Consider the following 12,047-nt stretch of genomic DNA (forward strand, 5'->3'; position numbering starts at 1 on the left):
CGTCGGTGAGTGAGAAGTATTTACGGCCCGGGCCGCCGTCGCCCGCTTTCCATTCGGTGGTGACCAGGTCGGCCGACTCGAATCGGGTGAGGAGCGGGTAGAGCGTGCCACCCTTGATCGAGCCGAGTCCCGCTTTCTCCAGCGCCGTGGCGATCGCGTACCCGTAGGTGGGTCCGGCCTCCAGGACCTTGAGGACGCTCATGCCTAAGGCTCCCCTCATCCACTCGCTGGGCCATTGTCTGTCGCTCATGACTACATAGTTGCACTAACTAGTCAGCCTGTCTACCTAGTCCAGCACACCCGAGCGCGGAGAGGCACAGTGGGTGGCGCCGCGGGTGGGGGCGGCAGGCTGACGGTGGCTGTTGACTGTCCGGCCACCCTCCCGATATCCTGAACGAACGGTCGGTAATTAATTTGCGGCCGACCCCGCGTACTTTTGACGCTCACAGTGAGGTGACCACCATGGCAACAGCACCAGCAGTTGACCAGATGCCGTCCGGGAACAGGTCCGAGGCAAGGACTGAATCCGAGGACGAGCGAGCTGGCCGGGAACAGTTTGAACGGCTCATCAGCGAGGACTCCCGCATCGAGCCCCGCGACTGGATGCCCGAGGCTTACCGGAAGACCCTCGCCCGACAGATCTCCCAGCACGCCCACTCCGAGATCATCGGCATGCAGCCTGAAGCCAACTGGATCTCCCGCGCACCGTCGCTGAAGCGCAAGGCCATCCTCATGGCCAAGGTCCAGGATGAGGCAGGCCATGGCCTGTACCTCTACTCGGCGGCCGAAACCCTCGGCACGCCAAGGGACAAGATGACCGAGGACCTCATTGCCGGCAAGGCCCGCTACTCAAGCATCTTCAACTATCCGGCCGTCACCTGGGCCGACATGGGTGCCATCGGCTGGCTGGTCGACGGCGCCGCAATCGCCAACCAGGTGCCCCTCTGCCGCGCCTCCTACGGGCCCTACGGCCGTGCCATGGTGCGGATTTGCAAGGAGGAATCCTTCCACCAGCGCCAGGGCTTCGAGATCCTCCTGGAACTGGCCAACGGCACCCCCGCCCAGAAGGAAATGGCCCAGGACGCCGTCAACCGTTGGTACGCGCCGTCACTGATGATGTTCGGCCCACCCGACGACGATTCGCCGAACTCCAAGCAGTCGATGGCCTGGAACATCAAGCGGTTCTCCAACGACGAACTGCGCTCACGCTTTGTCGGCATGATGGTCGAGCAGGTGAAGGTGCTCGGCCTGACCCTCCCAGATGACGAGATCCGGTTCAACGAAGACACCCAGCAGTGGGAGCATGCCCCACTGGACTGGAACGAGTTCAAGGAAGTCCTCGCCGGTCGGGGGCCCTGCAATGCCCAGCGGATGGAACGCCGTCGGGAAGCCCACGAAGACGGCGCCTGGGTTCGCGAAGCAGCGGCAGCCTACGCCGACAAGCGGGCAGCAACAGCACAGCAGAAGGCGGCCTAGATGACCGGCGGTTCAACAACAGGCGACGACGGCTCGACAGCGCCGGCTCCATTGCCTCCCGAGAAACGCCAGCCCTGGCCTTTGTGGGAGGTGTTTGTGCGCTCATCACGCGGTCTGTCCCATGTGCACGCGGGTTCGCTGCACGCGCCCGACGCCGAAATGGCAGTCCGCAACGCCCGTGATCTGTACACCCGGCGTAACGAGGGTGTGAGCCTGTGGGTGGTGCCGGCGTCGTCAATTATTACCAGCGACCCTGATGCCAAGGGACAGTTCTTTGAATCCCCGCAAGGCAAGGATTACCGGCATGCCACGTACTACACAAAGAGCGATGGGGTGAAGCACCTGTGAGCGAATCGAACACCAGCGCCACCCGCATCACGCCGGGCAACGCGCTGCGCCCGGAGGACATTGCCGCATCGGACCTGAAGCCGAGCACCGACGTCGCGGAATATGCGCTGCGTCTCGGCGACGACTCGCTGATCCTTGCCCAGCGGCTGGGCTGGTGGATCTCGCGGGCACCGGAGCTGGAAGAGGACGTGGCCCTCGGCAACATTGCTCTGGACCTGATCGGTCATGCCCGTTCCTTCCTCAGCTACGCTGGCCACGGCCTGGACAAGACCGAGGACGATCTTGCCTACTTCCGGCGCGAACCGGAGTTCCGCTGCGCCCACCTGTTCGTGCAGCCGAACGGCGACTTCGCCCGCACCATCGCCCGCCAACTGGTGGTCTCGCACTACCAGTTCGAGCTGTACTCGCGGCTGATGCATTCGACCGATCCGACCCTCGCCGCCATCGCGGCGAAGGCCGTCAAAGAGGTGGATTACCACCGCGACCACAGCAGCCAGTGGGTTCTCCGCCTGGCCCTCGGCACCGACGAGTCGCGCCGCCGCATGATTGCCGGTCTCAAACTGACCTGGCCCTATGTGGAGGAACTGTTCGGCGACGACCAGCTCATCGACACGCTCGGCGACGCGGCAGTTCGCCCGAGCACGCTGCGCGCACCGGTTGATTCCCTTCTCGCCTCCCTGTTCGCTGAGGCCGAACTCGAGATTCCTGCGGTGCCTGCCGCGGTCGGCGGCGGACGCCACGGCAAACACAGCGAACATCTCGGCTATCTGCTCGCCGAAATGCAGGTACTCGCCCGCGAGCACCCCGGCGCCACCTGGTAACGGAGGCGACAACCGTGAGCATTGATACATCTGGAGTCAACACCAGTACCAACACCGCCCACCGGCCCGCCGGTGCCGAGGCCGGGAAGGTCTGGGACATCGCCGCCACTGTGGTGGACCCTGAGATCCCGGTCCTCACCATCGGGGATCTGGGGATCCTCCGCGAGGCGCAGATCGACGACGACGGCGCCATCACCGTAACCATTACTCCCACCTATTCGGGGTGCCCGGCTATGGATGCGATCCGCGACGACGTCACCAGCGCGCTCGCCGGCCACGGGTATCAGAACGTATCGGTCAAACTCACGCTCGCGCCGGCCTGGACCACCGACTGGATGACCAGCGCCGGCAAAGCGAAACTCGACGAGTACGGCATCGCCCCGCCCTCCGGGATGGCCGCGGCAGGCCCGGTCAGGGTGGGTCTCAGCGTGAAATGCCCCCAATGCTCCTCCCTGAATACCCGCGAACTCACCCGCTTCGGTTCCACCTCCTGCAAGGCGCTCTACGTCTGCAAGGACTGCAAGGAACCCTTCGACTACTTCAAGGTGCTCTAAATGGCCGTCAAGCTAGCCCCATCCACCCAGCGCCGTACGGCCTTCAACGAGCTCACCGTCGCCGAGGTCCGGCGCCTCACCGGAGACGCCATCGAGGTGACCTTCGCCGTCCCCGACCACCTGGCCGACAAGTACAACTACCTCCCGGGCCAGTACGTGGCGCTACGCACCACGCTCGACGTCGACGGCGCCCCGGTGGAGGTGCGGCGCAGCTATTCCATCTGTGCCGAACCGGTGCCCGGCGAGATCCGGGTGGCCATCAAGAAGGATCTCGGTGGCGTGTTTTCCAGCTGGGCCAACGAGTCGCTGAAGGCCGGTGACCGGCTCGACGTGATGAGCCCCATGGGCCAGTTCATCTCGAAGCACGAGATGAACGAGCTCAACCGGCCCGAGGACCTGCAGGGAAATCTGGCTGTCGCCGGGGAAACAACTTTCGTCGCAGTGGCTGCCGGCTCAGGCATTACCCCGGTGATCGCCATCGCCCGAACAGTCCTCGCCGCGAACGCCTCCGTGCGTTTCGATTTGATTTACGCCAACAAGGCCGCCATGGACGTCATGTTCCTGGAGGAGCTCGCCGACCTGAAGGACCGCTATCCGGCCAGGTTCGCGCTGCACCATGTGCTGTCCCGCGAGCAGCGTATCTCCCCGCTGCTCAGCGGACGGATCGATGCGGACAAGCTGCAAAAACTGCTGGGCACCGTGATCCGGACCGACGACGTCGACGAATGGTTCCTCTGCGGCCCCTTTGAACTCGTCCAGCTGTGCCGCGACACCCTGGGGGAGCGCGGCGTCGCCCCCGAAAAGATCAGGTTTGAGCTTTTCTCGACCGGCGAACCCACCCGTCCCGAAGGCCAGATTGGCCGCCCCGTCCGTGCCGACGACGGCGGCGAGAACTTCACCATCTCGTTCAACCTCGACGGGTTGCAAGGCCAGGTCACCAGCCCCACCCACGCGCGGGAATCGATCCTCAACGCGGCGCTGCGGGTCCGGCCGGATGTGCCCTTTGCCTGCGCCGGCGGGGTCTGCGGTACCTGCCGTGCCAAGCTGGTCACCGGCACGGTTGAAATGGAAGAAAACTACGCGTTGGAGGCGGACGAAATAGAGAAGGGCTACGTCCTCACCTGCCAGTCCCGGCCGACCAGTGACGCAGTATCGGTCGACTACGACGCCTGAGTCTTTCCAGAAAATCTGCTCCTGCTGCATCCAAAGAGCCCCCGCCGACGGTAGTACCGGGTGTAAGCATCTGGTGGCCCACCCGGGCCCGAGTGAGGAGCAAGAAAATGCGAAAGAGTCTTTATGCAGTAGGTGCTGTCGCCGTGCTCGGCGCCGTCTCGGTTGCCGCCCCGGCGGTAGCCACCGAGACCGCCGATACGGCCTCATTGTCAGTTCTGCACGCTGTCCCCGATCTCACGGTCGACGTCTATGTCAACGGTGACCTGACCCTCGACGACTTTACCCCCGGTGAACTTGCCGGACCCCTGAACCTACCGGCAGGTGACTACGAGTTGGCTGTGACAGCTGCCGATGCCGCAGACGCCAGCGCACCGGTCATTGGTCCAGTGGCGGTGACCCTCGCGGCGGGTGGAAACTACACGGCCACGGCCAACCTCGATGCCGAGGGCGCCCCGACCGCCAACTTCTACACGAATGACGTTTCAGCGGTCGAGGCCGGACAGTCACGGCTGACCGTCCGCCATACCGCTGCCGCCCCAGCTGTCGACGTCCTCGCCGGCGACGCGGTAGTGGTTGAGAACCTCAGCAACCCGGACGAAGCGACCCTGACCACTGATCCAGGAACCATCTCCGCCTCGGTTGCTGCCACCGGAACCACTGATCCGGTCATCGGTCCAGCAGACCTGACCCTCGGCGAAGGCACCGCGACGATCGTCTATGCCTGGGGAAGCCTTGAGGACGGCAATCTCGCCCTCGCCACCCAGGTCATCGAGGGTTTGCATTCCGACCCCGCAGCTGTACCCGGTGCCCAGGCCGGTCCAGCTCAGGACAACACCGTAGCCATCATCGGAGCTGGGGCCCTCGGCCTGGTGCTCCTCTCGGGTGCAGCGGTCGCCGCACGGGTCCGGACCGCCCGCGCCGACAAATAAGCCAGTGTGGGCAGGGTGGGGCCCCTCTCGTTCCTTACCCTGCCCACCTGTCTGTCACCCTCTAAGCAGTCCGTTTGACCGGACCCGTTGAAAGCTCAAGCCGTTGCCCCGCAAATCCTGTCGTTCCGTAGCCGTCCTCCTGACCGCATCTTTTGGGCTGTTCGCTGGCGGGTGCGCCACGCCAGCTGCCCAGTCACCTACTCCTGACGCGCAGTCAGCCACCACCCCGGCCACCGCCCCCACCTCGGGATCGGCGACCGTGCAGGCACCGCCCGACGACGTCGACCTCCCGGCGANGAGCGACGTCGTCACCTCGGGGGTTGCCATCCGCCCGGCCACCGGCGCTCTGGCGGAGGCGACGCCGTCGCCCGTTTCACTGGATATCGCAGGCACCGACATCCAGGTCGGCGTCATCGACGTCGGGATTGAGGAGGACAACGAAATGGAAATACCGGAGAGCTTCTATGAGGCGGGCTGGTATCGCTATGGCCCGGCGCCGGGGTCAGCAGCGGGCAACGCCGTTCTCGCGGCCCACATCGACATTGGGACGGAAGTGATGCCCTTTACCCAGCTGAAGAACGTGCCGGTAGGCACCCTGATCACCGTCGGTCGCGAGAACGCGGAGCCGGTGCAATATGAAGTGACCGGCGTCAGACACGAGCCGAAGGCAACCCTGAACACCTCGGAAATTTTCCAGCGTGATGGGGAACATCAGCTGGTGATCATTACCTGCGGAGGAGACTGGCTAGTAGACAAGGATGATTATCAGGATAATGTTGTGCTGACGGCCTCCCCGCTCTGAACGGGTCAGAATGCAGCGACCCAGCGGAGAGGATGCCCAGCGGGGGGGATAAGAGACGCGGCCGCGGCGTAAGGAGAGTAGTTGACACCTCCAGGCCATGAGTGGACACCACAGCGCGACGTCGAATTCTCAGCGGGCGATGAGCACGCCCTCGCCCTTGCCTACCGAAGTTTTGCGCCACTGATTTTCACGGTGGCGCTTCGTTCACTGGGAGACCGGTCAGCAGCCGCCGATGTCACCCAGGAAGTATTTGTCAGGGCCTGGCGCTTTCGTTCAGGGTATAGCCCCGACGCGGGGAGCCTCCCTGCGTGGCTGCTTGGTATTAGCCGGAACCTGGTGTCCGATGCCCAGGCTGCCCGGCAAAAGATTGACAGCCTGGTGCAGCGGGTCCACACCGTCGGCGGTCCGAGGGAGCAGGAAAGGGGCGCCGACGAGATAGAGAGCGTCGCCAACCGGGTGGTGCTCAATTCAGAACTCGAACTTTTAGGCGAACCGCAGCAATCAATCCTTCGGCTCGCCTTCTACGAAGACTTAACGCACCAACAAATTTCTTCCCGGCTCGATTTGCCCCTCGGCACTGTCAAGAGCCATATTCGCCGAAGCCTCACCCAACTACGCAGCCGATTGGAGACCTGGAATGCAACACCTTGACCCGGGAACCCTCAGCATGGCTGCCCTGGACGAACCACTGGATACAGACTCGCAGGTTCACCTCGATGGGTGCGACGCGTGTGCCAGTGAGGTGCGGGAGCTGAACGGCGTGGTGCTTGCCGCTCGTGGCGATATCACCGCGGCGCCGCTGGAGTCGCCGGATTCGCAGGTGTGGGCTGCTATTCATCAGGAACTGGGCCTGCAGCCTGCACTCAGTACTGACCCTCTGACGTCGCCCTCCCCGGTTCAGGACGCCACTCCGGTCTCCGAGTTGTCACAGCTGCGGGCGGAAAAGCGGACCTTCACCCCGAAATTCCTGATCGCCGCCGTCACCGCCGGAGTCTTGACCGGTGCTGGAGCTGTGTGGGCGGTTCAGCAGGTGCGAGCGGAAGCCGCCCCGGATCTGGTTGCGCAAAGCCAGCTGGACCCGCTGGCTGGCTTCACCGCCGGGGGCAGCGCCAGTGTGTTTACGTCGGACGACGGCGTGCGCACCCTGCAGATCACCGTGACCGAGGATCAGGCCGACGGATATCAGGAAGTTTGGCTGATCGCACCAGACCTGCAGCAAATGTATAGTCTCGGTGTGATCGGGGGAGGCACCAGTTCACTGGTGATCCCCGACAACGTGGACCTTGTGGCCTTCCCGATCGTCGACGTCTCTGATGAGCCCCTCGACGGTGACCCGCTGCACTCAGGAGTGAGCGTCCTGCGTGGCACGCTGGAAGCCGAAGTCGGGTAGGTCACCGCTAGGCTGGAGGCACCAGACCGGAAGGCATTGACCATGATTGATCTGACCATTGAGAACAACGTCGCGGAAATTGTGCTCAACGCTCCAGCCAAACTCAACTCGCTCGATGAAGACGCACTCGGTGGCTTGTCCCGGGCCTACGACGAAGCGACCGCAGCCGCGGCCGACGGAACGGTGCGGGCACTGCTGCTGCGCGGCGAGGGCCGGGCGTTTTGCGCTGGACGCGATATTTCAAATGTCCATCCTGAGACCGACGACGCCGTCGCTTACCTGGAGGGGCTGGTGACACCCCTGCTCCAGAAGATGGCAGGCTTCCCCGCCCCGACGTTTGCGGCCGCCCATGGTGCCTGCCTCGGCGTCGGGCTCGGGCTGCTGGTCGCCACCGATGTGGTCTACGTCGCCGAAAACGCCAAACTCGGGTCACCGTTTGCCAATCTTGGAGCGACCCTCGACTCGGGCGGGCATTGGTTGTTCACCGAACGACTTGGCGCCCACCGCACCCTGGACCTGATTTATACGGCCGAGCTCATGAGTGGGGCTGACGCCGTCGCCGCCGGCCTGTTCAGCCGGGTCATGCCCGCCGAAGATCTGCTGCCGCGCACCCGCGAAACCGCCCAGCGGGTCGCCTCCGGTGCAACGGGGGCTTTCCGCGCCTCGAAGGAACTGGTAGCTGGCATCCGCGACCGGCGACTGGGGCTCTGGGAGTCAATCAGTGCGGAAAACGTTGCACAGGGCGAGTTGTGCCGCAGCGACGACTACGCGGAAGGGTTCACTGCCTTTCAGGAGAAGCGCAAACCCGTGTTCAATGGCTGACCGCCGCCCGCACGGAGAACGGTCCGGCCCCGGCGAGTGTGTTTGGATGCAAAAAGTTTATAACTTTTCGGGAAACATTTAGAAACAATGGCGAATTCAAAGTATTTTCCTGAGGCAATGACTTTTACTGGTGGTGTGGCCAAGGAGCGGTTTCGCAGCGTCTCATGGGGGAGGATGACATTCAGAACGGGATGTCACCACCAGTCAGAGACCGCCCCTTGGCCACACCACCCAGCGCCCCCGAGACACCCCGGGTTGCGCGCCTGCCCGGGTCAGCGAGTGTCAATGTCCTCGAACACCAGGAACGTCTGGGTGTCCATCACGCCTGGCATGGACTGCAGTTGATCGAAAATGACCCGGCGCAGCCCCACATTGTCTTCAGCCCGCACCAACAGAATGACGTCGAAGTCCCCGCCTACCAGTGCGATGTGGTGAATCTCAGGGACCAGCCGCAACTGTTCACGCAATTCCCGCCAGGCATGCTGTTGGACCTTGAGGGTCACGTAGGCGGATGACCGCAGTCCTGCCTTGATCGGGTCAATCAGCGCAGTGAACTTGGTCAGCACTCCCGAATCCGTGAGTCGGGCAATACGGGAGTAGGCGTGTGCACGGGAGATGTGCACCCTTTCCGCCACTACGGTGACCGACTGGCGGCCATCCCTGGTGAGCTCGGCAAGAATTCTCCGGTCCACCTCGTCCAACGGCTGATCCACCATTTTGTCTACACCTTTCCACGTAACGCAGCTCACATTTACAATCCGTCCACCAATTTGGGGACTAAATGAGCATCAGTCTGGAACTTTACCGTTTGGTGGATACGAATAGGAACCGAAGTTCATAATTGGATGACACAGCATCCAGTGCTCGGCGACATCCGGGTTCGCGGGATCAAGCTAACCGCCGCCCCAGTGGGCGGTATGACGGAGGCGGAGATGACCATCTCGAGCGGCAATAAACTCGCACACGGCACGGCAGACACCTCGGACCGACAGGACGCCGAAATGCTTCCCTCGGCGGTTCCTGTCCAATTGGTGGACCCGAACGGCGTCAAGGTCCCGAACGATTCCTACCCGTTTCCGGACAGCAGTCGTCTGCTGGGCGCGTACCAGAAACTGGTCATCGGCCGTCGCATCAACGATCAGGCCAATGCCCTGGTACGACAGGGCCGGATGGCTGTCTACCCTTCATCCCACGGCCAGGAGGCATGCCAGGTGGCGGCCGCCGTCGTCATCGATCGCCAGGACTGGCTGTTCCCCACCTACCGGGACACGGTCGCGGTGATCACCCGTGGTGTGGACCCGCTCGAAGTTCTCACGCTGCTGCGCGGTGACTGGCACTCCGGGTACGACCCGCTGGAGCACAAGGTCGCCACGCAGGCCACGCCCCTCGCGACCCAGCTACTCCATGCGGTCGGGGTCGCTCATGCGGCCAAATTGAAGGGCGAGGACACCGTGGTGCTTGCCCTGTGCGGCGACGGCGCCACCAGCGAAGGCGACTTCCACGAGGCCCTGAACTTCGCGGCGGTCTTCCACGTCCCGGTGGTCTTCCTCATCCAAAACAACGAGTACGCCATTTCGGTGCCCCTGAAGTCGCAAACCGTCGCGCCGTCGTTGGCGCATAAGGCGATCGGGTACGGGATGCCGGGCGAGCGAGTGGATGGCAACGACCTCGCCGCCCTGCTCTCAGTCCTCGGCGCGGCGGTTGACCGGGCGCGCGACGGCGGCGGCCCCTCCCTGGTCGAAGCTCACACCTACCGGATGCAGGCCCACACCAATGCCGATGACCCCTCCCGCTACCGTTCCCCGGACGATGTTCAGAAGTGGATCCCCAAGGATCCGCTGAGCCGGATGCGCACCTACCTGCGCGGGTTGAACCTGCTCGACGACGACGGCGAGACCCGCATTGCGGCGGACGCCGAGGCCATGGCGGCCACCCTCAGGGACGGACTCAATACGGATCCGGTGGTCGACCCTGACGATCTGTTCAACTATGTCTTCACGGAGAAGACGAGCCAGCTGCGCGAACAAGCCGAACTGTTGCGCGGGGAACTTAGCCGGGAACATTCCGCCGAGGAAGTGACACCATGACCGACACCACTGAACGCCTGCGGGACGACGCCACCACTGTGCAGGCGGAACGATCCACCGCCCAGCCGGTCACCTTCGCCAGGGCCCTCAACGCTGCGCTCGCCGATGCCATGGCTGCCGACTCATCGGTGGTGATGTTTGGTGAGGACGTTGGGGCGCTGGGTGGGGTCTTCAGGATCACCGACGGGCTCACCGCCCGGTTCGGCACGGACCGGTGCTTTGACACCCCCCTGGCCGAGGCCGGAATCATGGGGATGGCCGTCGGCATGGCGATGAACGGGATGCGCCCGGTGGTCGAAATGCAATTCGACGCGTTCGCCTACCCTGCCTTTGAACAGGTAGTCAGCCACGTCGCAAAAATGCCGAACCGCACCAAAGGCAAGGTCAAGCTACCGATCGTGATCCGCATCCCCTACGCAGGCGGCATTGGCGGAGTTGAACACCACTGCGACTCGTCGGAGTCCTACTATGCCCACACGCCTGGGTTGACGGTCCTGGCCCCGGCAACAGTCCGGGACGCCTACACCATGCTGCGTGAAGCCATCCGCTACCCGGACCCGGTCGTCTTCCTGGAACCGAAAAAACTGTACTGGTCCAAGGAGGTGCTGGATCTTGAGGAACTCCGGGAAAACTTCGAGTCCTCCTCCAGCGCACCGTCCATCGGCCGGGCAGTCGTTGCGCGGGCGGGTACCGACGCCACCCTGGTCGCCTATGGCCCCTCGGTACCCACGGCGATGGCCGCAGCGGCAGCCGCGGCGGAGGAGGGGCGTTCGCTGGAGGTTATCGACGTGCGCTCCATCGTCCCGTTCGACGACGAGACCGTGTGCGCCAGTGTCCGCAAGACCGGCCGGGCCGTGGTGATTGCTGAGGCGCCCGGGTTCGCCTCGGTCGCGGCAGAGATTGTTGCGCGCATCCAGGAACGCTGTTTCCACTCGCTGGCGGCCCCAGTTCGGCGTGTCACGGGGTTTGATGTCCCGTACCCATCGCCGAAGCTGGAACACTTCTTTCTACCAAGTGTTGACCGAATTCTGGACACCGTTGACGAACTGCAGTGGGAGGATCAGGCATGAGTGCTATGACCACCAGCGCACCCGCGCCGGGCACTGCCCTTCAGGTCTTCAACCTCCCCGATCTGGGCGAGGGACTTACCGAAGCGGAGCTGGTGAACTGGCTGGTTGCCGAGGGTGACGTCGTGGTGGTGGATCAGACCATCGCCGAGGTGGAAACCGCCAAATCCGTGGTTGAGGTGCCGTCACCCTTTGCCGGTGTGGTCGAGAAACTTCACGGTCGTGCCGGTGAAACCATCGACGTCGGCAAGCCACTCATCTCGGTGCGCCCTGCAGGCGCCCCCAGCGGGGCCGAGCCGACGGGCGAGGTGCCACCGACGGTCGCCGAGGAAACCTACCGCGAAGAAGAACGAGCCGGAATCACCCCGCCCGAACCCTCGGAGCCGGTTGAGGCTCCCGCTGCCGATGAAGGATCGGGCAACGTCCTGATCGGCTATGGCACCCCCGGCGGACTCACCTCCGGGCGCCGGCGGCGGCCAAAGCAGCAGACCGCTGCACCCTCGGGAACCGCCGCGACTGGTGCTGCGCCGCTCTTCATCTCACCGCTGGTCCGAAAACTGGCCCGTGATGCGGGCCTG

At 63.9% G+C, this 12,047-nt stretch carries 15 protein-coding genes; 13 read left to right on the plus strand and 2 right to left on the minus strand.

The genetic code is table 11. The features are described from left to right. On the minus strand, positions 1 to 250 hold a 250-nt coding region (locus K728_RS0107730; protein WP_024476342.1), incomplete at its 3' end, for a PadR family transcriptional regulator. A 212-nt stretch (positions 251 to 462) separates the two neighbouring features. On the opposite strand from K728_RS0107730, the gene paaA reads away from it, so the two are divergent. From paaA to K728_RS0107780, 10 genes are all read left to right on the plus strand, one after another. Beyond that, entirely contained in the window at positions 463 to 1,476 is a 1,014-nt protein-coding gene (gene paaA / locus K728_RS0107735) for a 1,2-phenylacetyl-CoA epoxidase subunit PaaA (protein ID WP_019481848.1), read from the plus strand. After that, positions 1,477 to 1,824 (plus strand): 1,2-phenylacetyl-CoA epoxidase subunit PaaB, encoded by a 348-nt coding sequence (gene paaB / locus K728_RS0107740; protein WP_019481847.1) that lies wholly within the window; start codon positions 1,477 to 1,479, stop codon positions 1,822 to 1,824. After that, a complete protein-coding gene (paaC, locus tag K728_RS0107745; RefSeq protein WP_019481846.1) occupies positions 1,821 to 2,645 on the plus strand; it encodes a 1,2-phenylacetyl-CoA epoxidase subunit PaaC in 825 nt (274 codons plus the stop codon). The genes paaB and paaC overlap by 4 nt, the downstream gene beginning before the upstream one ends. Positions 2,646 to 2,659: 14 nt before the next feature. Then, positions 2,660 to 3,199, plus strand: a complete 540-nt coding sequence (gene paaD, locus K728_RS0107750; RefSeq protein ID WP_019481845.1) for a 1,2-phenylacetyl-CoA epoxidase subunit PaaD — start codon at positions 2,660 to 2,662, stop codon at positions 3,197 to 3,199. Continuing rightward, entirely contained in the window at positions 3,200 to 4,372 is a 1,173-nt protein-coding gene (gene paaE / locus K728_RS0107755; RefSeq protein ID WP_019481844.1) for a 1,2-phenylacetyl-CoA epoxidase subunit PaaE, read from the plus strand. It abuts the gene before it with no gap. A gap of 107 nt (positions 4,373 to 4,479) precedes the next feature. Next, complete coding sequence (locus tag K728_RS0107760) at positions 4,480 to 5,301, plus strand: DUF4397 domain-containing protein (protein ID WP_019481843.1); 822 nt, start codon at positions 4,480 to 4,482, stop codon at positions 5,299 to 5,301. 259 nt (positions 5,302 to 5,560) lie between these two features. Then, positions 5,561 to 6,103: a class F sortase gene (locus tag K728_RS18825; RefSeq protein WP_443110944.1), complete on the plus strand. Its 543-nt coding sequence runs from the start codon at positions 5,561 to 5,563 to the stop codon at positions 6,101 to 6,103. 81 nt (positions 6,104 to 6,184) lie between these two features. Then, positions 6,185 to 6,754 (plus strand): RNA polymerase sigma factor, encoded by a 570-nt coding sequence (locus K728_RS0107770; RefSeq protein ID WP_019481841.1) that lies wholly within the window; start codon positions 6,185 to 6,187, stop codon positions 6,752 to 6,754. Continuing rightward, complete coding sequence (locus K728_RS0107775) at positions 6,741 to 7,493, plus strand: anti-sigma factor domain-containing protein (RefSeq protein WP_019481840.1); 753 nt, start codon at positions 6,741 to 6,743, stop codon at positions 7,491 to 7,493. The genes K728_RS0107770 and K728_RS0107775 overlap by 14 nt, the downstream gene beginning before the upstream one ends. A gap of 42 nt (positions 7,494 to 7,535) precedes the next feature. Then, the gene (locus K728_RS0107780) at positions 7,536 to 8,315 is read left to right on the plus strand and encodes an enoyl-CoA hydratase/isomerase family protein (protein ID WP_019481839.1); all 780 of its coding nucleotides are present in this window, start codon (positions 7,536 to 7,538) and stop codon (positions 8,313 to 8,315) included. Positions 8,316 to 8,587: 272 nt separating this feature from the next. Here K728_RS0107780 and K728_RS0107785 read toward each other — a convergent pair whose 3' ends face one another. After that, the gene (locus K728_RS0107785; protein WP_019481838.1) at positions 8,588 to 9,031 is read right to left on the minus strand and encodes an Lrp/AsnC family transcriptional regulator; all 444 of its coding nucleotides are present in this window, start codon (positions 9,029 to 9,031) and stop codon (positions 8,588 to 8,590) included. 285 nt (positions 9,032 to 9,316) lie between these two features. Between K728_RS0107785 and pdhA the strand changes: the two genes are divergently transcribed. From pdhA to K728_RS0107800, 3 genes are all read left to right on the plus strand, one after another. Next, a complete protein-coding gene (gene pdhA, locus K728_RS0107790; protein ID WP_237715224.1) occupies positions 9,317 to 10,402 on the plus strand; it encodes a pyruvate dehydrogenase (acetyl-transferring) E1 component subunit alpha in 1,086 nt (361 codons plus the stop codon). Next, entirely contained in the window at positions 10,399 to 11,472 is a 1,074-nt protein-coding gene (locus tag K728_RS0107795; RefSeq protein ID WP_019481836.1) for an alpha-ketoacid dehydrogenase subunit beta, read from the plus strand. The genes pdhA and K728_RS0107795 overlap by 4 nt, the downstream gene beginning before the upstream one ends. Next, the coding region (locus tag K728_RS0107800; RefSeq protein WP_337587491.1) for a biotin/lipoyl-containing protein at positions 11,469 to 12,047 on the plus strand (579 nt) is incomplete at its 3' end. The genes K728_RS0107795 and K728_RS0107800, both read left to right, overlap by 4 nt.

Source organism: Arthrobacter sp. CAL618, from assembly GCF_000468215.1.
Taxonomy (GTDB): domain Bacteria; phylum Actinomycetota; class Actinomycetes; order Actinomycetales; family Micrococcaceae; genus Arthrobacter_D.

Coding starts and splice junctions, on each gene's coding strand:
- K728_RS0107760 (WP_019481843.1), top strand. CDS start 4,480: ATGCGAAAGAGTCTTTATGCAGTAGGTGCTGTCGCCGTGCTCGGCGCC.
- paaA (WP_019481848.1), top strand. CDS start 463: ATGGCAACAGCACCAGCAGTTGACCAGATGCCGTCCGGGAACAGGTCC.
- paaB (WP_019481847.1), top strand. CDS start 1,477: ATGACCGGCGGTTCAACAACAGGCGACGACGGCTCGACAGCGCCGGCT.
- K728_RS0107775 (WP_019481840.1), top strand. CDS start 6,741: ATGCAACACCTTGACCCGGGAACCCTCAGCATGGCTGCCCTGGACGAA.
- K728_RS0107795 (WP_019481836.1), top strand. CDS start 10,399: ATGACCGACACCACTGAACGCCTGCGGGACGACGCCACCACTGTGCAG.
- paaE (WP_019481844.1), top strand. CDS start 3,200: ATGGCCGTCAAGCTAGCCCCATCCACCCAGCGCCGTACGGCCTTCAAC.
- pdhA (WP_237715224.1), top strand. CDS start 9,317: ATGCTTCCCTCGGCGGTTCCTGTCCAATTGGTGGACCCGAACGGCGTC.
- K728_RS0107780 (WP_019481839.1), top strand. CDS start 7,536: ATGATTGATCTGACCATTGAGAACAACGTCGCGGAAATTGTGCTCAAC.
- K728_RS0107785 (WP_019481838.1), bottom strand. CDS start 9,031: ATGGTGGATCAGCCGTTGGACGAGGTGGACCGGAGAATTCTTGCCGAG.